The organism is Defluviitalea phaphyphila (genome assembly GCF_001466305.1).
Taxonomy (GTDB): domain Bacteria; phylum Bacillota; class Clostridia; order Lachnospirales; family Defluviitaleaceae; genus Defluviitalea_A; species Defluviitalea_A phaphyphila.
In genome coordinates this window covers 46,268-70,377 of the sequence record NZ_JWID01000007.1, presented here as the reverse complement: position 1 = coordinate 70,377, position 24,110 = coordinate 46,268, and the positions used below count along the sequence as shown (strand labels likewise).

At 27.9% G+C, this 24,110-nt stretch carries 22 protein-coding genes and 1 pseudogene; 3 read left to right on the top strand and 20 right to left on the bottom strand.

Annotated features, from left to right (window positions below):
- Window positions 1-37: 37 nt before the first annotated feature.
- Entirely contained in the window at window positions 38-853 is an 816-nt protein-coding gene (locus OM90_RS06725) for a hypothetical protein (RefSeq protein ID WP_058486133.1), read from the bottom strand.
- 140 nt (window positions 854-993) lie between these two features.
- Window positions 994-1,941 carry a hypothetical protein gene (locus tag OM90_RS06720; protein ID WP_058486132.1) on the bottom strand — a complete coding sequence of 316 codons (948 nt, stop codon included), beginning with the start codon at window positions 1,939-1,941 and terminating at the stop codon, window positions 994-996.
- A gap of 128 nt (window positions 1,942-2,069) precedes the next feature.
- Here OM90_RS06720 and OM90_RS06715 point away from each other — a divergent pair, with 128 nt between their 5' ends.
- The gene (locus OM90_RS06715; protein ID WP_058486131.1) at window positions 2,070-3,389 is read left to right on the top strand and encodes a hypothetical protein; all 1,320 of its coding nucleotides are present in this window, start codon (window positions 2,070-2,072) and stop codon (window positions 3,387-3,389) included.
- Window positions 3,390-3,503: 114 nt separating this feature from the next.
- Window positions 3,504-5,012, top strand: coding sequence for a hypothetical protein (locus tag OM90_RS06710; RefSeq protein ID WP_058486130.1), 1,509 nt, complete (start codon window positions 3,504-3,506; stop codon window positions 5,010-5,012).
- On the opposite strand, the gene OM90_RS06705 is transcribed toward OM90_RS06710, so the two are convergent.
- The 13 genes and pseudogenes from OM90_RS06705 to recJ all read right to left on the bottom strand — a co-directional run bounded on the left by OM90_RS06705 (window position 5,009) and on the right by recJ (window position 19,208).
- Window positions 5,009-5,389 (bottom strand): C-GCAxxG-C-C family (seleno)protein, encoded by a 381-nt coding sequence (locus tag OM90_RS06705; protein ID WP_058486129.1) that lies wholly within the window; start codon window positions 5,387-5,389, stop codon window positions 5,009-5,011. The two genes, OM90_RS06710 and OM90_RS06705, sit on opposite strands and share 4 nt — an antisense overlap.
- A 59-nt stretch (window positions 5,390-5,448) precedes the next feature.
- Window positions 5,449-5,880, bottom strand: a complete 432-nt coding sequence (locus OM90_RS06700) for a SoxR reducing system RseC family protein (protein ID WP_058486128.1) — start codon at window positions 5,878-5,880, stop codon at window positions 5,449-5,451.
- 1 nt (window position 5,881) lies between these two features.
- Window positions 5,882-6,640: a tRNA threonylcarbamoyladenosine dehydratase gene (locus OM90_RS06695; RefSeq protein WP_058486127.1), complete on the bottom strand. Its 759-nt coding sequence runs from the start codon at window positions 6,638-6,640 to the stop codon at window positions 5,882-5,884.
- A gap of 72 nt (window positions 6,641-6,712) precedes the next feature.
- Window positions 6,713-7,351 (bottom strand): hypothetical protein, encoded by a 639-nt coding sequence (locus tag OM90_RS06690; protein WP_058486126.1) that lies wholly within the window; start codon window positions 7,349-7,351, stop codon window positions 6,713-6,715.
- Between the two features lie 153 nt (window positions 7,352-7,504).
- A complete protein-coding gene (gene aspS / locus OM90_RS06685) occupies window positions 7,505-9,289 on the bottom strand; it encodes an aspartate--tRNA ligase (protein WP_058486125.1) in 1,785 nt (594 codons plus the stop codon).
- 31 nt (window positions 9,290-9,320) lie between these two features.
- Window positions 9,321-10,580: a histidine--tRNA ligase gene (gene hisS, locus OM90_RS06680; protein WP_058486124.1), complete on the bottom strand. Its 1,260-nt coding sequence runs from the start codon at window positions 10,578-10,580 to the stop codon at window positions 9,321-9,323.
- A 21-nt stretch (window positions 10,581-10,601) separates the two neighbouring features.
- Window positions 10,602-12,002, bottom strand: a complete 1,401-nt coding sequence (gene hemZ, locus OM90_RS06675; protein ID WP_058486123.1) for a coproporphyrinogen dehydrogenase HemZ — start codon at window positions 12,000-12,002, stop codon at window positions 10,602-10,604.
- A gap of 1 nt (window position 12,003) precedes the next feature.
- Window positions 12,004-12,648, bottom strand: coding sequence for an MBL fold metallo-hydrolase (locus OM90_RS06670; RefSeq protein ID WP_058486122.1), 645 nt, complete (start codon window positions 12,646-12,648; stop codon window positions 12,004-12,006).
- Between the two features lie 14 nt (window positions 12,649-12,662).
- Window positions 12,663-13,118 (bottom strand): D-aminoacyl-tRNA deacylase, encoded by a 456-nt coding sequence (dtd, locus tag OM90_RS06665; RefSeq protein WP_334292083.1) that lies wholly within the window; start codon window positions 13,116-13,118, stop codon window positions 12,663-12,665.
- A 5-nt stretch (window positions 13,119-13,123) separates the two neighbouring features.
- Window positions 13,124-15,358, bottom strand: coding sequence for a RelA/SpoT family protein (locus OM90_RS06660; protein ID WP_058486120.1), 2,235 nt, complete (start codon window positions 15,356-15,358; stop codon window positions 13,124-13,126).
- Window positions 15,359-15,448: 90 nt separating this feature from the next.
- Window positions 15,449-16,153 (bottom strand): RluA family pseudouridine synthase, encoded by a 705-nt coding sequence (locus OM90_RS06655; RefSeq protein ID WP_058486119.1) that lies wholly within the window; start codon window positions 16,151-16,153, stop codon window positions 15,449-15,451.
- 88 nt (window positions 16,154-16,241) lie between these two features.
- A pseudogene (locus OM90_RS13455) lies at window positions 16,242-16,753 on the bottom strand (adenine phosphoribosyltransferase).
- 13 nt (window positions 16,754-16,766) lie between these two features.
- Complete coding sequence (recJ, locus tag OM90_RS06645) at window positions 16,767-19,208, bottom strand: single-stranded-DNA-specific exonuclease RecJ (protein ID WP_058486118.1); 2,442 nt, start codon at window positions 19,206-19,208, stop codon at window positions 16,767-16,769.
- 126 nt (window positions 19,209-19,334) lie between these two features.
- Here recJ and OM90_RS06640 point away from each other — a divergent pair, with 126 nt between their 5' ends.
- Window positions 19,335-19,706, top strand: coding sequence for a S1 RNA-binding domain-containing protein (locus OM90_RS06640; RefSeq protein WP_058486117.1), 372 nt, complete (start codon window positions 19,335-19,337; stop codon window positions 19,704-19,706).
- Between the two features lie 38 nt (window positions 19,707-19,744).
- Here OM90_RS06640 and secF read toward each other — a convergent pair whose 3' ends face one another.
- The 5 genes from secF to OM90_RS06620 form a co-directional block, all read right to left on the bottom strand.
- Window positions 19,745-20,635 carry a protein translocase subunit SecF gene (gene secF / locus OM90_RS06635; RefSeq protein ID WP_058486116.1) on the bottom strand — a complete coding sequence of 297 codons (891 nt, stop codon included), beginning with the start codon at window positions 20,633-20,635 and terminating at the stop codon, window positions 19,745-19,747.
- A 15-nt stretch (window positions 20,636-20,650) separates the two neighbouring features.
- Window positions 20,651-21,877 carry a protein translocase subunit SecD gene (gene secD, locus OM90_RS06630; RefSeq protein ID WP_058486115.1) on the bottom strand — a complete coding sequence of 409 codons (1,227 nt, stop codon included), beginning with the start codon at window positions 21,875-21,877 and terminating at the stop codon, window positions 20,651-20,653.
- 138 nt (window positions 21,878-22,015) lie between these two features.
- A complete protein-coding gene (gene scfB / locus OM90_RS06625; protein WP_058486160.1) occupies window positions 22,016-23,368 on the bottom strand; it encodes a thioether cross-link-forming SCIFF peptide maturase in 1,353 nt (450 codons plus the stop codon).
- A gap of 67 nt (window positions 23,369-23,435) precedes the next feature.
- Window positions 23,436-23,576, bottom strand: a complete 141-nt coding sequence (scfA, locus tag OM90_RS12280; protein WP_064505512.1) for a six-cysteine ranthipeptide SCIFF — start codon at window positions 23,574-23,576, stop codon at window positions 23,436-23,438.
- Window positions 23,577-23,645: 69 nt separating this feature from the next.
- Window positions 23,646-24,059, bottom strand: a complete 414-nt coding sequence (locus OM90_RS06620) for a TIGR04086 family membrane protein (protein WP_058486114.1) — start codon at window positions 24,057-24,059, stop codon at window positions 23,646-23,648.
- Window positions 24,060-24,110: the final 51 nt, after the last annotated feature.

The window sequence follows — 24,110 nt, the reverse complement described above, 5'->3', positions numbered from 1 at the left end:
AAAAAATTACTCCTTTTAAGGAGCAATTTAAAAATTCTTATTCTTCTTTACAAGTTTTATAAATTATCTTTTCTTCTTCTACAACCTCATCTTTTTGTGGAGGGTTAAAAATATCATATGGAAATTCCATATTATCAAATATGTCACATGGATTAACTGGTGATATTTCAACACATTCATTAGGAATACAGAAGCCTTTAGATTCAACCATTAGATTAACTATTCTAAATAATTTAATTATAGTAAATAATCCTACAGTTAAATTAATGTCATCTAGCATTTCGCAGTCACAATCACATCCTATTGGATTTGAAATATTATTTAATTGTGCATCTAAGAGCATAGCTTTAGCTTCTACTAATACATAAGGTGCTTCTTCTAAAACATGGGATTCTGGCGTAAATAAATTGCTTGCTATAGTAATTTCAGACCCTTCACTTCCAAAAAGTAAAACTGATTTTTTGAAGGATGTTCCTGCCATAATATATTCTTTTTCTGTGCCATCACAATTAATTTCAATAAATTCTCCTGTTGCATCTACAAATTTTAACTTAAATTCAAATATAAATTTTACATATACATTGTAATAATTTTTTCTTAATGGGTCCTTTTTTCTTTCTGTTTCAATCTTACTGATTCTAAAATCATCTATTGTAATATCTACTGCTTCTTTAGGTACAGTAATAGGATATCCCTTCCCTGCAGCAATAATATGTCCTCCTTCTGTTTGACATTCTGTACATTCTAATGAAAATGGTTTTTCTAGCATTTCAGGCGTTAGGCAATCTTGTTGTCTACAATGATCGTATACCTTTAAGGCAATAATACATTCATCTTTTATTTTCCCATCCATACTACTTCTCCTTTCCATATAACTTTAAATTATAATTAACTATTTTTTATCTCAATATCATAATATGTAATGGTAAAAATTGTGTGACATTATGTAGAAAAAATTTAAAAATATAAAAAAGGAATGGTAGATACCATTCCTTATCTTTTCCTTGCACAGTCTTCAGAAGGAGTTGGGTCTTGTACTGGCAGGCATCCATGTTCAAAGGATTTTGGTTTACAGCAAAGTTCTAAAGGTTGAATACTTTGTTCAAGTAAATCTCCTTCAACAAATTCAAGACAAGCGTTTTCTGCTTCAACATCCACAGGAATACATTTAGGTGGAACACAAAGTCCTTTATGAGGAATTCTATATTGTACAAAGTAAATAGCTTTGAGATAAATAGTAAGTCCTATAGCTGCTGTTTGAGAATCAACATCAAGATTTACTACTTTAGCTAAAGCTTGAGCAACAATACCTTGACGAATTGAATTATTTCCACTATCTTTTCTACAGCCATCTTCAACAAATCCTAAAAAACTAATAATAGGAGTACAATCTCTCTTAAGTTCATAGGAAACTCCATATGGTGCATATACATCTACAGCAACTGAAATAGGATTAGTATCATCATCAAAATATGGATCGTCTGCATCTCCAGGTAAATATTTAATAGTAAAACATTCTTCATCAATAACTTTACAATCAGAATCTAATACTTTAGCTGCAAAGGTAACATCAATATTTTCAAGAGTAACCCTTACACAATTTGGTCTTCTTGTTAATGTTTCTACCTTCGACCCATCGTCCTTATCAAAATTAAAATCAATGTCAATAACTTTAAGTTCTATTGCTGCTACATCATCATCTTCAAAATCCACATCTGGGAATACACAATTTAAATCATCAACTACTCTACAAAGATTAATTCCACATTCATCAAATACAACAGGTGCTGCTACTGTTAATAATTTTGGTTCTCCTAATGGTGGGCATACACAAGCGTCTTCTGCTGGGTTTATATCGTCTGGATTACATACAGGACATTCCCCTGCTGTTGGTCTTTGCAATATTTTCCCTCTAAATTGAGTGTTGCCACAATTTGACATAATTTTTACCTCCTTAAAAATTTCAATTTCATTATATACTATGTGAAAAATGTCGACTTTGTTACCAAACATAAATAATAATTTTAAGAATATATATAATATGATAAAAATTTTGTAGGAGGTAAATCATGTCCTGTTTTTTACAACTTTCAGACAAAAGTCTTTTAATGGTAAATTATACTAAAAGAAACGGCTTATATTATCAAACTTTTAAACAATCCCAAATTTATAGACCTAGTTTGTTATTATCTAATGGAACTGATGAATATACTGCTTGTTTAGATGAAAATGATTCTTTTCATATTATAGCTAAAAATATTAAAAACCAAATTGTATATTTTAAAGAATCTTCTAATAAAATATCAAAAGATATTATATTAGAAGATTATAATAATGAATTTAAAATAAACAATATTTATGCTATATCTCTCAATAATAAAATTCATCTATTTTACTATGCTAATCATCCTGCTACTAAAAATCCTCAACTAATTTATAATCTATTAGATAAAAATTTTGCTATACCTAAACCTCTTGGTAACATTTCTAGTTTTAATGTAAATTATGATTGTATTAAATATAATGACAATCTCTTTCTCGCCATGATTAATAAAGAAAAAAATAATTATGTTATTAATATCAATTTATTAAATTCTAATACCTTTCAATGGGAAAAGGATTCTTCTCCTGTTTTTTCATCTTTCCCAATTACTCACTGCAAATTATGTATAGATGAAAAAGGAATATATCATTTGTCATACATTAAGGAAGAATATGGTCAATATCAATTAATTTATAAAAATAAAACAAATGGTAAATGGTCAAAAGAGCATCTTCTGTATTCCTGTGGTCATAAAATTAAACCTATTATTTTTATATATTATGATTCATTATGGATTAATTGGAATGAAAATGGTACTTTAAAAGCAATTTTATCAATTGATAATGGCAATACCTTTTCATCTCCTATTCGTACTTCTATGCAAGATTCTAATGTTGATATTCATTTTTATTGTTTATCTAAAAACATAAATATTCCTATCATTTGTAATCAATTGTATGGCTTAACTCATCCCACTCCTAAATTTTCTATACTACATAATTTAGATATTGATGGTATTCATTCTGACCTACTCCCTAATGTAGAATTAAAACTATATATTAATAGTATTAAAGACCAACTTAAACTTTCTGTTTCAAAATCAGAATTAGAAGAGGAAAATTCTAAACTAAAAAATAATATTATGGAATTAAATGAAATACAAACTGAAATCACTAATAAATATAATGAACTTGTTTCTCTTACAAAAAAAATTCAAGAAGAAGGAAAAAAATGGAGAACTCTATATAAAGAAGCAAAAACTGAAGTGGAATTCTATAAAAAAAGAGCAAAACAATTAGAAAAATCTATGGAAACTAAAAAAGAAAATTTATCTTCTAAAAAATAGGTTGTACTATTTTTATTTAATACATCATATATATTATACAGATGAATAATATAATTTTATATAAAATATGCATGAGTACCCATCTCATCCACAAATAGAGAGGAAGATAAATTTATGACAAAAGAAAGATCAAATTACTATATTATAAAACAAAGCAAAGGTACTTTATGGGCTTTTTTCTATGACTTTGTAGATGGTATATGCTGTATGACTTATACCTACGACTCTTGGTCTAAAAAACAAATAATATACAAGAATGGAGCTAAAAATTTTTCTGTATATTTAGACACTAATGATAAAATCTATGTATTTTGTCAAGATACTTCTGGAAATATCGTATTATGTCAATATTCATCTTCTAAATGGACTTCTCAAATACTTTTATATAGTAAAAGTGGTTTTTTAGATTCTCTTCATTTTGACGCTATAATTAATGGCGAAGACCTCTTTCTATTCTATAATTTAAAGGACCCTCATACTAATCGTCATGCTTTAGTTCAACAGATAGCAATAAAAGGAACTAAATGGAATACTCCTTCTCTTATAGACTATATTGAGCCTTTAGAAAATCATCCCTTTTCTGTATATAAAACTTCTAATAATAACATACTATTATTTTATCAAAAATATCAAGACACATTTCAATTAGGATATAAAAAGTACTTAGAAACAACAAAAACATGGAGTGAATTTTCTTCTTTTGACCATAATAAAACTAAATTTGTAGACAAATCTATTCTTATAATTAATAAAAATTTTCAAACTCTATATATCAAAAAAGAAAAATATTATTCTACATTGTTTTACAGATTAAAAACTGCATCTAAATGGGAAGAACCTATAAAATTATTTGAAAAAAGCAATATAACTTCTTGTTCATTATTTACCATTGATAATCATTTATGGGCTACCTGGGTTTGTGATGGAACATTATATAGCTGTTATTCAACAGATTCGGGAAATACATTCTCTCCTCCTACAGCATATATTAACGAACGCACGTTAATTCCTATTAAAGCTCATTATCAAAATAATGTTCTTGAAGAAAAAAAACATTTATTTACTAACGAAATATATATTAATTCTAGTGAAAATTTAGAATTTTTAATTATACCAGACATATTCCCTGCTATTACTGGAAATACAATTAATTTAGAAGAAAACTTTATTGTTCCTACAGAAAAAGTAGATAATTATTTAAATGAAATAAAATCTCATATAAAACAAGTTTATGAAGAAATTTATTTATGTAAAAAAGAATTAAGAGAAAAAAACAATCAAATATCTCAACTAAAATACACTCTTAAAATAAAAAAACAAGATTTATCAAAAATCACTTATGATTTTAAAAAAATGAATGAAAAATTACAAAAAGAAATCACCAATTTAAAAAATAAAAATAAAAATCTAGAAAAAGAACTTGCTCAAAAAAATAATGAAATAAAAATATTAGGAGAAAAAATTACCGCTCAAAGAAAAGGTATGAATATATTAAAACAAGAATTAGAACTTAGAAAAGCACCCTTAATTATTACAACAGATACCAAAAATACAACTTCAAAGAAAAATAAATCTTCTCTTTTAAAAAGATTATTTAGTTTTGAAGAAGAAAATACTGATTAAAAAATCTTTTTATTTTTTTCTATCAATTCTTTTATAATTATAGCCGATTTTTCTATTATTATACGGCAATTTCCATATTTATTTCTTATTTTTCTTAATTGACTACAATTAACTACTCCATATTCTTTTTGAAATTTATCAATAAATTTTATCCTAAGTATTTTTACTGTTCTTTCATCAAACATAAGTCCAAAAATCATAGTAGCAGCCTCTATAACACTACAAGTACTTCCTATCCCTAATCCTACATTTATTCCTTTACATAAATCATAACATTCTTTGGGTACTTTTAAATTAAAATATTCTTCTGCCGCTTTTAGAATACATTGAGAACAATTATATCCTTTATTATAATAATGAATTGCCTTTTTATTCATAAATAAAACCCCCTTCCTTCATTATTATATGAAGTGATAGGAGGTTTGTTCTTTATTATTTATTTTTCTATAATTTCTACTGCTGCAGGACGATAATTTTGTTTTTTCCATTTTGATTCTTTAAAATGAATCCAAGAAAAACTAATAGTCATAAATAAGAATGCCCCAAGAATTCCCATAGGCTCTCTTATATTAGAATATTCTAAAATAACACAACCATAATATCCGGCAAAAAAGCCTATAAATAACATTATAAGAGGTATTCCATACATAATAAACGCAGCCCTAAGAAAATCTGAATAAGCTAAATCAATTTTAACTATATCTCCAACACTAGCATTACAAATATTATCTACTTCTAAAATCATTTCTTCTGTTTTATGCCCATGGCTACAAGCTCCACATTTTTTGCAAGCTTCATTTCTTTCCATACTAACAATAGCATATCTATCTTTTATACTTATTACCCTTCCTGTTTCTTTATCCTCCATATTATCGCCTCCATGAAATTAAATCTTTGATTACTTCTCCTGCAATAATTAAACCAGCAACTGAAGGCACAAAAGAAACACTTCCTGGAATTTGTCTCTTTTCTAAACAAGTCCTATCTTTATTCGTGCAAATACACCCTTCTTTACAAGTAGTTACTTCTTCTTCTCTTGGTTTAATAGGTATCTCTTTAGAATAAACTACTTTTAAAGAATCTATTCCTCTTTTTCTTAATTCTTTTCTCATTACTTTAGCCAGTGGACATATAGATGTATTATAAATATCATCTACTTCAAACTTTGTAGGGTCTAATTTATTTCCTGCTCCTAAACAACTTATAATAGGAATATTTTTTTTCTTAGCTTGAAGAACAAGCTCTATTTTTCCCGTTACTGTATCAATAGCATCTACTATATAATCACAATCATCATCTATGATTTTATCAGAATTTTCTGGTAAGAAAAATGTTTGATGAATTTGTACTTCTGCCTTAGGATTTATTTCTAAAATCCTTTGTTTCATTACTTCCACTTTAGGTTTCCCAACTGTTTTTCTAGTAGCATGAAGTTGACGATTTATATTCGTTAAACATACTGAATCATCATCTATAAGAATAAATTTACCTATTCCAGAGCGAACTAATCCCTCTACTACAAAACTTCCTACTCCTCCTACTCCAAATACAGCAACTTTACTTTTGTACAATTTTTCCATAGCTTCTTTACCTAAAAGAAGCTCTGTTCTCGAAAATGAATGTAGCATAATTTCTCTCCTTGTTAATTTATAATGCTACAGTTATTTTAATATTTCCGAGTTTACCTGTCAAATATATATTCATTGTTCTTTACGACTATTATATAAAATTATAAATATACCCACTAATACTAAAATAATAGGAATTATTATTGGTAAATAAATAAATATAAAATCAAGGGAAATACCTACAAATAGTATAACTCCTAAAATAATAAATACTATTCCAAGCAATAAAGCCCATTTTTCTATTATAGGACGTCCTAAAACGTACATTGTAATAAATACCATTCCTATACTTACAAAAAATACATCAGGAATGTTATTCATTTTTATTACTTTATTTAATACTAACGTAACAAATATACCAAACCAAAATAATATTGAACCAAATATTAAATATTCAATATTTTTCTTTGAATAATATATTTTTATTAAAATTAATCCTGCTATTATAATTATAGAAGGCATAAAAACAGTAAATAGATAGTCTACCTTAATAAGATTTACAATACTAAAAAAGCCAAGTATTATTCCAATTATTAATGCCCATATTTTATTTTTCTTATAATACAAAATTAAAAAAGCTCCTGATAGTATCAACATAGTTAGATTTTCAATATTAATAATAGGTAATTCAATAAACTGATACATTAAAGAATATAAACCAGCAAATACTAAAATAAATCCGATTAATATCTTAAGTTTTTTATTATTCATAAATAACTCCTCCTGCATCTAACTATTCTCTCACTTAAATATACTAAAATAAAATAAAAAAGTCTGATCTATATAAAAATTCTTTTCTTATATAGAATATATTAACATATTTTTGAATTATATGACAATATTTTTATATAATCTGAGGAGTTATTATTTTTTTATATTTATTTTTAATCCTAATTCATCTAGCTGCTTTTCAGACACATTTCCTGGAGCTTCTGTCATTGGGCAAGAGGCATCTTTTACTTTAGGAAAAGCTATTACATCTCTTATACTATCTTCTCTAGCCATAATCATAACCATTCTATCAAGTCCATAAGCTAATCCTCCATGAGGTGGAACTCCATATTTAAAAGCATTAAGTAAAAATCCAAAATTTTCATATGCTTCTTCTTTAGTAAATCCTAATGCATTAAACATTTTTTCTTGTACATCTTGTTGATGAATACGAATACTTCCTCCTCCAATTTCCACTCCATTAAGACAAATATCATAGGCTTTTGCTCTTACCTTCCCTGGGTCGGTATCTAAAAGATCTATATCTTCATCCATGGGCATAGTAAAAGGGTGATGTTTAGCTACATATCTTTTTTCTTCTTCATTCCACTCAAGAAGAGGAAATTCTGTTATCCATACGAAAGAATAATCATCTTTTTTAGTTAATTCTAATCTTTTTGCTATTTCTAATCTAAGATTTCCTAGAGCATCATATACAACAGAATTTTTATCTGCACAAAAAAGTAATAAATCTCCTGGTTGTCCATCCATAGCTTTTATAATTTCGTTTACTATTTCTTCTGATAAAAATTTAGTAAAACTAGATTTTATACTACCATCTTCTTTGATTGCAAGCCATGCAATCCCTTTTGCTCCATAAGTCTTTCCGACTTCTACTAAAGAATCAATTTGTTTTCTTGAAAAATTTCCACATGATTTTCCGTTTATTCCTCTTACACTGCCACCATTAGCTATAGCTTCTTCAAATACCCTAAATCCACTATTTTTCACTATATCAGAAATATCTTGAAGTTCAATTCCAAAACGGATATCTGGCTTGTCACTTCCAAATCTATCCATAGCTTCTTGATATGTTAATCTTGGAATAGGTAAAGGAATATCTATTCCTATAGCATCTTTAAATACTTTTTGTAAAAGTCTTTCATTTATATCTATAACATCATCTACTTCTACAAAAGATAGTTCCATATCTATTTGAGTAAATTCTGGTTGTCTATCTGCTCTTAAATCTTCATCTCTAAAACATTTTACAATTTGAAAATATCTGTCAAATCCAGATACCATTAATAATTGTTTAAAAGTTTGTGGAGATTGAGGAAGAGCATAAAAGCTTCCTGGATGAACACGACTAGGAACAAGATAATCTCTAGCTCCTTCAGGAGTACTTTTAGCTAACATTGGAGTTTCTATTTCTAAAAATCCTTCATTATCTAAAAAATTTCTAACAGATTGGGCAACTCTATGACGAAGCATTAAGTTTCTTTGAAGATCAGGTCTTCTAAGATCTAAATATCTATATTTAAGACGTAAATCTTCTTTTACAGAACTATTTTCTTCTATAGCAAAAGGTGGTGTTTCTGATTCTGAAAGTATGCGAAGTTCTTTTGCAATAATTTCTACATATCCTGTTTCCATATTGGGATTAACACTTTCTCTTTTTCTTACTATTCCTTTTACTGCTATTACAAATTCACTTCTTAAAGTTTCTGCTTTTTTAAATCCTTCTTCATCTATATCTTTTTCATCAAAAACTACTTGAACGATTCCACTTCTATCTCTTAAATCAATAAATATTAAACTTCCTAAATTTCTTCTTTTTTGCACCCATCCCATTACTACTACTTCTTCATCAATTAAATTTTCCTTTATTTTGATGCAATAATGAGTTCTTTTTAAGCCTAACATTGTTTCTCCCATAATTATCCTCCTTATAAATTTACAAACCTTTTTAAATTAAATCTCCTATAATTTCAACTATGTTAGATAAATCAACTTCTATTTGTTCCCTAGTTTCCATATTCTTTATCATTGCTTTTCCAGTATTTATCTCATTTTCTCCAAGTATCATGGAATATTTTGCACCTATTTTATCACCATACTTCATTTGAGCTTTCACACTTTTTTTCAAATGGTCTGACTCCGCTTTTATTCCTTTTTGACGAAGCTTATATACTAAACCATGAGCTTTAACTAAGGCTTTTTCTCCAATATAACCTATAAAAATATCTTTACTAGGAGCATATTCTTTTTTACCTTTTTCTGCTTCCCTAACTAATAAAAGTCGTTCTAAGCCAACTGCAAAACCTACAGCCGGAGTAGATGGTCCTCCTAATTCTTCTACTAGGTTATTGTATCTTCCTCCACCACATATGGTCCCTTGAGCACCAATATCTGTTGAAATAAATTCAAATACAGTTCTTGTATAATAATCTAATCCTCTTACAATTCCAGGGTCTACAACATATTCTATCCCCATTTCATCAAGAAGAGTTTTTACCATCTCAAAATGATCTCTACATTCATCTCCTAATGTATCAAGAACTGTAGGAGCATTAGCTACTATATCTCCACATGATTCTTTTTTGCAATCCAAAATTCTAAGGGGATTTTTTTCAAATCTTTCTTTACAAGTTTCACAAAGATTATCTAAATTTTTTCCTAGGTATTCTTTTAATTTTTGATTATATTTTTTTCGACATTCTGGTCCTCCTAAACTATTTATATGGAGCTTTACCTTAGATATTCCCATTCGTTTTAATAATTCTGCAGCAACTGTAATAACTTCTACATCTGCAGTAGCACTTTCTGCTCCAAAAAGTTCTATCCCAAATTGGTGAAATTGCCTCATTCTTCCTGCTTGAGGTTTTTCATATCTAAAAGCAGGAGTTATATAATATAATTTAGTAGGTTGAGGATTAGCATACATTTTATGTTCTAAATAAGCTCTAGCTGCTCCTGCTGTTCCTTCAGGCTTAAGAGTAATATTTCTACCTTTTTTATCTTGAAAACTATACATTTCTTTTTGAACTATATCTGTTGTTTCTCCTACTCCTCTTTGAAAAAGTTCTGTATGTTCAAATATAGGAGTTCTAATTTCACCATATCCAAAATCACTACATAGATTTCTTATAATCTTTTCCATCTCTACCCATTCATTTATTTCATCTCCAAATAAATCCTTTGTTCCTCTTGGGGCTTTTGTAAGCATGATTTTCCTCCTTTTATATATCTAAATAAGTCCTTTTTTCTTTCTGTCAATCATTTCATCTATTCTATTTACATATTCTTCAACATTTTTTACATTAGGAATACGCTCAATTTTATTTGTCTTATTATCTACTACTTTTGTAATAGCTCCAGCACCTAGGGCTAGAATAGTTTCTTTTTCTTCCATTATCTCTATATTATAAATTGATTCTTTACTAGGTTTTGAATATCCTACATTTTCGAAATTTCCTAACATATTTTTTTGTCTATAAAGATAATAGGGTTCCATTCCCATATCTTTAGCTCCTTTAGCTGTTACGGATATCATTTCTTCTATTTCATTAGCTGTCGTAAGCTTGTACTCTTCTAAAGCTTCTCTAAGCCTTGAAGCTCTCTTTATAGCCATAGTATGAACAGTAATGCTATCTGGATTTAATTCCTTTATTCTGTTAATAGTATTTTCTACATCTTTTTTATTTTCTCCTGGTAATCCTACTATAAGGTCCATATTAATACTATCATGCCCTATATCTCTTGCTAAATAAAACGTCCTTATTATATCTTGTGTAGTATGATTTCTTCCAATTTTTATTAGAGTGTCATCATTCATTGTTTGAGGATTTATAGATATTCTATCTACATTATACTCTTTTAAAAGTTCTAATTTTTTTCTATTTATAGTGTCAGGTCTCCCTGCTTCTACTGTAAATTCTTCTATATCTTCAACGTTAAAATTTTTATTTATTAAATCTAAAAGTCTTTCTATTTGTTTTTCATTTAGAGATGTAGGAGTTCCTCCCCCTACATAAATACTTCTAATAGTTTTGTCTTTTACATATTCTTTAGCAAAAGATAATTCTTTTTCTAAAGCATTAAGATAATCTTTTACTAAAATTTCTTTATTTTTTATTGAATAAGAAGTAAAAGAACAGTATAAACATCTAGTAGGACAAAAAGGAATTCCTATATATATACTTATTTCATTATCTTTATTTTTATCTAATATAATTTTTTCTTTCTTAGCAACCTTTATCATTAATTCTACTTTATCTTCTCTTATATCATAAAAATTAAGCAAATGGTATTTTATATCTTCATAAGTTATATTATTTTCTAACATATCGTGTACTATTTTTGTAGGACGAATTCCTGTTAAAAATCCCCAAGGCATTTTTATTTTGGTAAATTCACAAAGACTATGATATACTGTACGAATTAATCTTTGCTTTATTTCTTTTTTATTATCTTTTGCTTTTTCTTCTTTAAATATTTGAAGTTCTCCATCTTTATAAATTCTAGCAATACATAAATTATTCTTAAGTATACTTTCTATATAAATATTTTCAACATAATTTTTAAAAGGCTTTATAATATTTTCTATTTCATAATTGTAATTGTGATTTATTAATTTAAATTTTATCATTTTATTCATCCCAGCTATTTTCAATTAAATATGGATTATTATTTTTTTCAAAACCAATAGTTGTTTCTGCTTCATGCCCTGGGTAAACTTTTACATTTTCTGGTAATGTCATAATCTTATTTTTAAGCGAAGTAATTAAAAGATTTTGATCTCCTCCAGGAAGATCTGATCTTCCTATAGAATTTCTAAATAAATTGTCTCCTGAAAACAATACTTTATTATTTTCTTCATAGTAATTTACTCCATCTACAGTATGTCCTGGAGTATAAAAAACTCTAAATGTTAAATTCCCAAATTTTATAAATTCTCCGTCAGAAATTAATTTATCAGGATCTATCTTTATTTCTTTATTAGCAAAGGATTTAGAAAGATTTAGATTAGGATTTTTTAAATATTCTTGTCCTTCTTTATGAATAACTACTTTAGCCTTTGTAAATTCTTTAACTTTATCAACAGCTCCTATATGGTCAAAATGACTATGGGTTAACAAAATATATTCAATGTCTAAATTTTCTTTTTTTATTTCTTCTATTATTTTATTTGCTTCTGCTCCAGGATCTATAACTACCCCTTTTCTAGTATTTTCATCTCCTACTATATAACAGTTTACGGCCATCATTCCTACAATGACTTTCTTAATAATCATAATTTCTCTCCTTCTTAAAAGTTTTTATCGCTATCTAATAAAATTGTTACAGGTCCATCATTTACTAAACTCACTTCCATATGAGCTCTAAATTTCCCTTGTTCTACTTTTACTCCCATTTGTTTTGCTTTTTCTATAAAAGTATTATATATTTTTTCGGCTACATTAGGAGATGCTCCCTTAGAATAACTTGGTCTTTTACCTTTTCTTGCATCTCCATAAAGGGTAAAATTAGGAACAATAAGTAATTCTCCTCCTACATCTTTAAGAGATAAATTCATTTTTCCTTCGTTATCTTCAAAAATTCTTAAATTAATAATTTTATCAAGCATATAATCCATAACTTTTTCATCATCAGATTCTTTTATTCCTATAAGAACCATTAATCCTTTATTTATTTGACCTATGGTTACTCCATCTACTTCTACTTTTGCTTCAGATACCTTTTGTATTACTCCTCTCAATTTCATTCCTCCTAAGTAGTTACTCTTATAACATCACTTACTCCAGCAATGTTTCTTATTTTTTTAGTAACTATTTCTAATTGTTGTACGCCCCTTATTTCTAAAATTATATTAAAAATTGCTTCATGTCTTTTATTAGTCCTAGCATTTAAAGCTTTAACAGGAACCTTTTCTTCCGTAAGTACTTTAGAAATATCTATTATCATTCCCATCCTATCTTCACCTATAATTTTTATTTCTGTTTGATAGGTTCTATCCTTTGCATCTTTTTCTGCTACATACCATTCCGCTTCAATTAAACGATTTTTATCTTCATCACTTATATGAATTATATTAACACAATCAGTTCTATGGATAGAAACTCCTCTACCTCTAGTAATAAAGCCTATTATCTCATCTCCAGGAACTGGGTTACAACATTTTGAAAACCTTACTGCAACATCTCCTACTCCTTTAACTATTATGCCACTTTTTGATTTTTTAATTGGTTTTTTATAATCATCCTGTGACGAAGATATAATATTCTCATTTTGAAATTCTTGTTTCTTTTCTTTTTGATATTCTTCATATAATCTATGAATAACTTGCCCTTCTTTAATTCCTCCATGTCCTACAGCTGCACAAACCGCATCCCAATTTTGGAATCCATATTTTCTTAAAACTTTTTCAATCCATTCAGGTTTTAGTAAATCATTTAAATTAAGTCCTCTTTTTTTAGCATCTTTTTCTAAAAGTTCTTTCCCACGAACAATATTTTCAGCTTTAAACTGTTTTTTAAACCACTGATTAATTTTACTTCTTGCTTGAGAACTCTTAACTAATTTTAACCAATCTCTACTAGGTCCTCTAGAATTTTGAGAAGTTAAAATTTCAATACGATCTCCATTTTTTATTTGATAATCAAATGTTACTATTTTACCATTTACTTTTGCTCCTACCATTTTATTTCCCACTGCACTATGAATCGAATAAGCAAAATCAATAGGAGTTGCCCCATAAGGTAAACTTATAACATCCCCCTTAGGAGTAAAAGCATATACTTGATCATTAAATACATCCAAATCGAATTTAAGGGCATCCAAAAATTCTTTGTTATCTGACATTTCTCTTTGCCATTCTAGTATTTGTCTTAACCAAGCTAATTTTTCTTCAGTTTTATCTTGAGGTTTATATTTGCTTCCTTTTTTACCTTCTTTATATTTCCAATGAGCTGCTATTCCATATTCTGCTATACGATGCATTTCCCAAGTTCTAATCTGAACTTCAAAAGGTTCTCCTTCTGGCCCTATTAAACTTGTATGAAGAGATTGATACATATTAGGTTTTGGCATAGCAATATAGTCTTTAAACCTTCCAGGTATAGGTTTGTACATTTCATGTACTACTCCTAAAACTCCATAACAGTCTTTTACTGAATCAACAATAGCTCTAATAGCAAATAAATCATAAATTTGGTCTAAAGTCTTATTTTGGCTCACCATTTTTTTATAAATACTAAAGAAATGCTTTGGTCTACCTTGAACATCTGCTTTAATTCCTACTTCTTCTAACTTATTTTTTACTTCTTTTATAATCCTTTCTACATATTCAATCCTTTCAATTCGTCTTCTCGCAATTTTTTCAACTAAATCATAATAGGCTTCTGGTTCTGTATACCTAAGAGATAAATCATCTAACTCAACTTTTATTTTAGAAATCCCTAATCTATGTGCTAAAGGAGCATATATATGCAAAGTTTCATTAGCTTTTTCTTTTTGTTTTTCTGGAGGCATAAAACGAAGAGTTCTCATATTATGAAGTCTATCTGCTAATTTAATTAATATAACTCTTATATCTTGTGCCATAGCAAGAAACATTTTACGATAATTTTCTGCTTGAATTTCTTCTTTCTCCATTTCCTTATTACTAGACGCAAAATTAATTTTTCCTAATTTAGTTACTCCTTCAACTAATCTCGCAATTTCTTCGTTAAATAATTCTACTAAATCCTCATAGGTATACTTTGTATCCTCTATGATATCGTGAAGAATCCCTGCTGTTATAGATTCTATATCTAATTCTAATTCAGCTAAAATAACTCCTACTTCTAATGGATGAATAATATATGGCTCTCCTGACTTACGGAATTGTCCCTTATGAGCTTCTTTGGCAAAATTATATGCCTTTTCAATCATAGAAAAATCATCAGAGGGATGGTAAGATTTAATTGTAGAAATTAATTTTTTATAAATTTCTTGGTCGGGCATACTCTTCCCCCATTCATTGTATATAAACATATTTTCTTTATTATAGTCATTCTCAATTATAAATGCAAGATTCTCATAATTATAACCCTTTTAAATAAAATATTTCTCTATATTAAACAATTCAAATGGATAACCCTTAGGATTTAATTTAAAACTACAAAGTTTGTTAGTTTTGGGATGAAAAAAATCTAACCTAAACGCCCATAAAGCAATTTGAAACCATCCTTTTTTATTTTTAAAAAAGTCATTATACTTAGTATCTCCCCATATTGGTAACCCTGCATTAGATAATTGAACTCTTATCTGATGATGCCTTCCTGTTTTTAAATTAACCTTAATAAGACTTAAAATTTCTTCTTCAACATTCATACTATCTACTAATTCATACTCTAATATAGCCTCTTTAGCTCCTTTTGTTTCTTTGGAAACTACCTTTGAAATATTTCTTCTTTGATTTTTTATAAGATAATCTACAAGTTCTCCTTTTTCTTGTTCAGGTTTTCCACAAATTACAACTAAATATTCTTTTTTAAATTCACGGTCTTGTATCTGTTTTGATAGCTTTGCATTCGCTTGCTTAGTTTTAGCAAATACCATAAGCCCTCCTACTGGTCTATCTAATCTATGAATAAGCCCTATATAAGGATTTTTAGCTCTAGGATATTTTTCTTTTAAATAGTTTTTAATCAAACTAAGCATATCAATATTCCCTGTTTTATCTCTTTGAGAAGGAATTTTAGGAGGTTTTTCTACCACCATTATATATGAATCTTCATATATTATATTTATATCCATTTTGTTCTCCTTTTCTTGTAGAATGATTCTAAAATATAAAATTCTTTTTTAAAAATAATAGAACGCATAATATGCGTTCCAAAAAATTTTAATATTTTATAATCGAATCAACATTATATCCTTTAAGTACATCTCGTCCTTTTAAAAACTCTAATTCGATAAGATATACAAGCTTTATTACTTCTCCTCCTACTTTTTCTATCAAATCTATAATAGCCTTTGAAGTCCCACCTGTTGCTAGTAAATCATCTACAACAACTACTTTTTGCCCCTGCTTAACAGCATCTACATGCATTTCTATAATAGATGTACCATATTCTAGGCTATATTCTGTTTGAATAGTTTTATAAGGTAATTTACCTTTTTTCTAATAGGAATAAATCCTTTATTCATATTATATGCTAAAGGTACCCCAAAGATAAATCCTCTAGATTCAGGCCCTACAATTAAATCAAAATCTAATCCTTTTAATCTATCTTGCATCTGATTTATAGATTCTTTTAATCCTTCTGGACTTTGTAAAATTGGTGTGATGTCCCTAAACACAATCCCTTCTTGTGGAAAATCTAAAACATCTCTTACCATTGATTTTAAATCCATTTTACTTCCCCCTCTACTTGGTTTTTAAATACTTTCCCCAACGAATTACTTTTTGAAGTATCTTAGATGAATCTAAAGATATTTTTGTATTCGAAGGAGTTTTAAAATATACAATGTCTTTTTGAAATTTATATTCAACCAAATTCAATTCTTTAAATACATCCATACATAAAAGTATTTTAAATGGATTAGTTAGTACTTTTTTGTTACATTCTCGTATAAGAATATCTAATTCTATAGAATTAATACTTAAGCTATCTAATAATTTTAATTGCCTATATAAAGCTGCAAAATCATCTCTATTTGGAATAAGTTTTTCTATTTCATCTTTATGGTAAGTATACTTATTATCAATCCAATATAATATATTTATCTTATTCTTAAGAAAATTATAATCTAAATAATTCCAAAAATGATCATATAAAATTATCTTATTATAATTTTCAAAATTAAGCTTTTTTATTATAGGATTTATGACAATATCATACCCGTTACTTAACCCACAAATATTAGTATACCAAACTTTTGGCCTCTTAGTAAATAATCTTTCATTATTTTTAAGCCATTTATTTAATTTGTCAAAATTATACTTTGTATTTACTAAAATTATATTATTCCCTTCAACCGGTAAGGCATCTATTGATATTTTATTTTCTAACAATAAATCTGGTTGTTTTTCTTGGTTAGATATTATATCTGTTTTTTTAAATAAATTATATAAAGATATATAATATTTATAATTTATTTCATCTTCCTCTACGGGTTTTAAATCTTTTATAAAAAGTTGAGGTTTTATTATCCCATTCCATTCATTTTTTTCTAAACTTACAGCAACGGATATTTTTTGGCCACTATTTAAGTTAGCAAAATAATCTCCCAAACCAAAACCAACTGCATCAATTACTTTATAGCCTTCTTTAAAAATAATTTTTAAATGATTTTTTTCTTTACCTATAAGATTAAAATTTTGAATTTTCCCTTCAAAAGAAAATAATGGTTGAGGATTTCCTGGCCCAAAAGGCTCCATTTTTTCTAATTCTGAAACCACATCTAAATTTATGTCATGTATATTAACATTATCTTCTAAATATAATTTAGGAATTAAAGTTTCTTCATTCATATTTTTTTCTGCATATTCATTAATAGCTTTTCTAAAAACTTTGATATTTTCCACAGGCATGGATAGTCCCGCTGCCATTTCATGCCCTCCAAATTTAGTTAAAAAAGCACTGCTACTACTAATAGCTTCAAATATATTAAACCCTTCCACACTTCTAGCTGATCCTTTAGCAATTCCTTCTTCTATGGCCATCAAAATTGTAGGTCTATAAAATTTTTCAGTAATCCTAGAAGCAACTATTCCTATTACTCCATGATGCCAATTTTCTCCTGCAACAACTATTACCTTAGTGTTTTCTATATCAATTTCTTTTTCAATAATTTCCATTGCTTCTTCTAGAATTTTCTGCTCCATATCTTGTCTATTTCTATTTTCTTCATCTAATTCCTTTGCTATTAATTTAGCCTTTTCTTCATCATTAGTTATAAATAACTCTATCCCTCTTTTAGCATCTCCTATTCTTCCTGCTGCATTTAATCTAGGGCCTATTCCAAATCCTATAAGTCCTGTTGTAATATTTCCTCCTTTATATCCTGATACATCAAGAATAGATTTAAGCCCTATATTCCAAGTATTTGGAATAGTTTCGAAACCTTTTTTTACAAAAATTCTATTTTCTGATATTAAGGGGACTATATCCGCTACTGTGCCTATGGAGACAATATCTATATATTTCCAAATTTTTTCTTCTACTTTTAGTTTTTTAGCTAATCCATGAATTAATTTAAATGTTACTCCTACTCCAGCTAATAATTTAAATGGATAGTTACAATCTTCTTGTTTTGGATTAATGACTGCAAAAGCTTCTGGAATTTCTTCTTGACATTCATGATGATCTGTAATAATAAGGTCAATCCCTATTTTTTTTGCTAATTTTGCTTCTTCCACAGCAGTAATTCCCGTATCAACTGTGATAATTATATCCGTGCCACTTTCTTTTATTTTATTTACTGCATCAATATTTAGTCCATATCCTTCCTTTATTCTATCTGGCACATAATAATCTACATTTCCTCCATTTTCTTTTAAAAATAAAAAAAGAATGGAGGTGCTAGTTATTCCATCTACATCATAATCTCCATAAATGGTAATTTTCTGATTTTCATTTAAACCTTTAATAATTCTATCAACTGCTTTTTCCATATCTTTTAATAAAAAAGGATTATATAAATTATCATAATTAGGGTATAAAAAAGAAATCATATCTTTGTAAGTTTTGATTCCTCTATTAGTTAATATTTGCATTGTAATGGGAGAAAGCGAAAAATCTTGGGGGTTATGAAAATCTATTTGTTCTTTATCTTTATATATCCATAAATTTTTTGGTTTAATCATTTTATCCCTCCATAATACAACTTTTATTATAACCAAGTTATAATAAAAAGTCTATGAAATTTTCTTGTATCAAAATTCTATAGTATATGCTATAATAATATTGCAATAAATTATAGGAGTGTGAATATGTCAGAAAAATATCAAGTTGGTCAAATTGTAGAGGGTGTTGTAAACAGTATTAAATCATTTGGAGCTTTTATAACTTTAGATGAATCTACTCAAGGATTGGTTCATATATCTCAAGTAACCCATGGGTTTTTGAAAGATATTAATGAAGCTCTTTCTTTGGGGGATAAAGTTAAAGTTAAAATCATCTCTATTGACTCTGAAACAGGCAAAATTTCTCTTTCTATAAAAGATGCTGCTCCTAAAAAAAATAAAACTGTTAACAATGCTCCAGTTTCTTCTAATAAAGATCGTTTAGAAGACATGATCAAAGAATTTATGAAAAATTCTAATGAACGTCTTGCAGCATTGAATAAAAGAAATAATCGTTAAAATTTAAAACCCTTCGGACTATGCCGAAGGGTTTTTATTTACGCTTCTTTTTTTCTAAGCACATACCATAATGGACTGGCAATAAAAATAGAAGAATATGTTCCTGTTATAATTCCTACCATTATAGGAAGTGCAAATTCTTTTATGGAAGGAACACCAAGAAAATATAAAATAGTAATAGTAACTAATGTAGTTAAAGAAGTATTAATAGAACGAGAAATTGTTTGACTTATACTTCTATTTATTAATTCTTTTCTATCTCCTTTTCTTGCCACTTTTCTGTTTTCACGAATTCTATCAAATACAACTATGGTATCATTTATTGAATATCCAACTATAGTTAAAATAGCTGCAACAAATGAGTTATTAATAGCAATTCTTGCTATAGAATAAACTGAAAAAACTATTAATACATCATGTAAAAGTGCCATTACAGCACTAAGTCCAAACTTCCAATCCTTAAATCTAAAGCTAATATATATAAGCATTAATATAGATGATAAAAATAACGCTTTTAAAGCTTTTACTTGCATTTCTGTACTAATAGTTGGACTTACATCATCTACAGTTAGTAAATCTTCATTTTCATCTAAATTATATTTTTCCTTTAAAGCATTATATAACTCTGTTCTTGTTGCCGTATCAATGGATTTTGTTTTTATTATCACTTCATTTTTCCCAACTACTTTCGTAACTTGGGGGCTATCATCTCCTGTTATTTCAGTTACTATTGGAGTAATATCTTCCTTTGTATCAAATTCTTGTCCTATATTGATATGCATTAAAGTTCCGCCTATAAATTCTATATCAAAATTTAAAATTCCTTTTCCCCTTAAAGCATTAATAGGCATAGCTAATAACCCTGCAATAATAACAAGTAATGAAATAGTAAACCATATTTTTCTTTTTTCTACAATATTAAAATTCATTTCTATAGGCCTCCTTTATTTCGCACCATATAATTTGGGATTTTTAATTCCTAAATTAATAAACTGCTTAATTATTATTTTTGTTACTACTAAAGTCGTAAACATAGAAACAATAATACCTATTGCTAGGGTTTGTGCGAAACTTTTTATTAAGCCTGTTCCAAGCCAATATAACACAAATGATATAATAAGAGTTGTAACATTTCCATCTAAAATAGCTGAAAATGCTTTATTAAATCCCGCATCCACTGATGCTCTAAGGGTTTTTCCCAAATTTAGCTCTTCTTTTATTCTCGAAAATATAATAACATTTGCATCCACTGCCATTCCAACTGATAAAATAATTCCTGCAATCCCTGGTAATGTCAAAGTTGCTTCAAGTAAACTTAATATTATTAATACAGCTGAAGCATAAAAGATTAATGCTAAATCAGCAGCGATTCCAGGAACTCTATATACAACTAACATAAATAATAAGACAATAATAGTTCCTATAATTCCTGCCTTAATACTGCTTTCTAAAGCATCTGCACCTAATTTTGCTCCTACTCCATTACTTTGCAGAGGAGTTAATTTAAAAGGCAAAGCACCTGCTTTTATTCTAGCCGCTAATTCTTCTGCTTCATCTGCAGTTCCTATTCCTTCTATAATAGCTTCTCCATTAGTAATAACAGAATTTACTGTTGGTGCACTAATAATTTGGTCATCTAAAGCAATCATTATAACTTGTCCTAAATACTTTTCTGTTGCTTCTGCAAACGCCTTTTTCCCTTCGGAGTTAAATTCAAGGGCAACTACTGCTTTTGTAATGCCATTATCACTAATAATTTCTTTTCTCGCATCTTGTACTTCATTCCCAGTTAAAATAACTTCCCCTTCTGGACTAATAAATTTAAGTTGAGCTGTTGCACCAATATCTTCTACCGCTTTATTAGGGTCATCAACCCCAGGAATATCTACACGTATTCTTCTTTCTCCTTCTATTGATACTTCTCCTTCTGTATAATTATTACGGTCTAACCTCGCTTGAATTAATTCTTTTGCTGCACTCATTTCTTCATCTGTAGGATTTTCCTTATCAGCTTCATATACGATACTTACTCCACCTTTTAAGTCTAATCCTTGTCTTATATTCTCTACTCCTAAAAAATTTGTTGATCCTATACCAAAATAGGATATTCCCGCCGCTGCTCCGATAATTATGAGAACTAAAAATAAAATCAATCCACTTTTAAGCTTCATTGTGTTATCTCCCTTCCTACGAAATACCTAAATACACAAATTTAATTATATTCTTTATTATAAAGAACGTCAATATTTTTCAATTATTATGCTTTTTGACCATATTTTTTAATCTATATTTACAATAAATTTATATTTTTATTCTGCTAATTTAGCTTTTATATATATAGCACATTCAATTCTCTTCTTTTCTAATTCACAACCAATTTTATAAGGCACATTAATATCTTTATGAAATTGATATGCATTAGCAGCACATCCTCCACTACAGTAAAACTTTGCCCAGCAGTTTCTACATTCTTCTTTTGCATAAACATTACAAGACTGAAATTGTTTTTGCATAGACTTATTTTTTATTCCTTCAAAAACTGAACCCATTTTAAATTCTTCTAGCCCTACAAATTGGTGACAAGGATATAAATCCCCTTCTGGAGTAACAGCTAAATATTCTGAACCAGACCCACACCCTGCTAATCTTTTTGCAACACAAGGACCTTGGGTTAAATCAATCATAAAATGAAAGAAATTAAATCCTTTTCCTTCTTTTTTACGTTTTATTAATTCTTTTGCTAATTTTTCATATTGTTCATATAATATTGGCAGATCTTCCTCTTTTAAAGCATAATCCATTTCCTTAGGAGCTACGACTGGTTCTACTGATATTTGTTTAAATCCTAAATCTGCTAAGTGTAAAACATCTTCTGAAAAATCAAGATTTTCTCTTGTAAAAGTTCCCCTAACATAATAATCTGTTTGATTACGACTATCAGCAAGTTTTTTAAATTTAGGAACTATGACATCATAACTTCCCTTATGATTTGCTGTATAACGCATTTTATCATTAACTTCTTTTCTTCCATCAATACTTAAAACCACATTATACATATTTTTATTTATGTAATCTTGTATTTCATCATTCAACAAAATACCATTAGTAGTAATAGTAAAACGGAAATTTTTATTATAATCTTTTTCAATAGACCTTGCATATTCTACTATTTCTTTTACTACTTCAAAATTCATAAGAGGCTCTCCACCAAAAAAATCCACCTCTAAATTTCGACGATTTCCTGAAGATTTTATCAGAAAATCAATGGCTTTTTTACCTACTTCCGCACTCATAAGTGCACGATTTCCACCATATTCACCTTCTCCTGCAAAACAATATTTACATTTTAAATTGCATCCATGAGTAACATGTAAACAAAGAGCTTTAACAATAGGATTTCTCTTTTCAAATTGTTCTAAATATTCTTCATATAAATCATTAGTAAAAAGTAATTCTTCTTTCTCTAATTCTTCTATTTCTTCTAAAGCTTCTTTTATTTGCTCAATTTTATATTTTCCTTTAAATTTATTTATTAACTTTTCTTTATCATATTTTTTATAATAATCTACTAATTCATAGACAATATCATCTACAACATGAATAGCCCCACTATAGATATCCATAACTATATTAATTCCATCCATAGAAAACTTATGAATCATTTTATCATCTCCATTTTCCATTTATATCTTCAATTTAAAAAGCAGTGACACATGCCACTGCTAAGAATTAATGATTTTCGCAAGATTGGTTTGCAACAGTACAAGATGTTTTGCAAGCTGATTGACAAGATGTTTGGCATTCTCCGCATCCACTTTTTGCCATACTCTTTTTTAATGTAGCTGTATTCAAAGTTTTTACATGTTTCATTATGTATGCCTCCTTTGCATTAACTCGCCCTATTATAACATAATTAATTATACTTGAAAAGAGGATGTATTATTTTTTCATATTAATTCCAATCATTCCTCCTAAACTTCCACCTCCACTAGATAACAAAAATAAAATTATAATACTTTTAAATTGTATTTCTTCTTTTCCAATAAAATAGAAAAATATAGTGAAAATTATGGCATACACAATTCCTGATATAAGCCCCCAAAACCATCCCTTTGATTGTGAAACCTTAGCTGTATCATATCCTGCTATTAAAACTGCAATTAAAGTAGTAATAGTTGATATTAATGGTATACTAGATTCAGATAAAGATGTATAAGTTAAAAGTAATGTTGTTCCAATCAAAAATATTGCAGTAATCATATAAGCTACTATATTTGCTTTTAATATAGTAATAAATTTAAATTTATTATCTTGGTATACCATTGGTGTAGATTTATAATTTGTTTTTGCCACTTAAATCCCCCTTCTTACAATCATCTTTTGTACTATTGTACGATTTAAAAT